This window comes from Rhizobium ecuadorense, from assembly GCF_001187535.1.
GTDB lineage: Bacteria > Pseudomonadota > Alphaproteobacteria > Rhizobiales > Rhizobiaceae > Rhizobium > Rhizobium ecuadorense.
In genome coordinates this window covers 1-241 of record NZ_LFIO01000392.1, presented here as the reverse complement: position 1 = coordinate 241, position 241 = coordinate 1, and the positions used below count along the sequence as shown (strand labels likewise).

Annotated in this window: 1 pseudogene; it reads right to left on the bottom strand. The window is 61.8% G+C overall.

What is annotated here, in order from left to right:
• Positions 1 to 241 (bottom strand): annotated as a pseudogene (locus tag AF337_RS10535) (MarR family transcriptional regulator); the annotation flags it as partial.

Here is a 241-nt window from a genome sequence, read left to right as displayed (position 1 = left end):
ACTGACGGTGGTGTAGTCGCGCCCGGCGCGGTCGGCGAGTTCGACCACCCCGATGGGGCCGAGCCGCTCTATCGTGACGAGCAGCGGAAACAGGGCGCGATCGAGCGAAATGCCCGCCTCCCGGACCATCTGCTCGTCGCGCTGCGGGCGGTTCATGACGCTGACGATCTCGATCAAAGCCCCATGCAGTTCGCGCAGCTTTTCGCTGATATGTGTATTTTGCACATTCTTTGTTGACGTC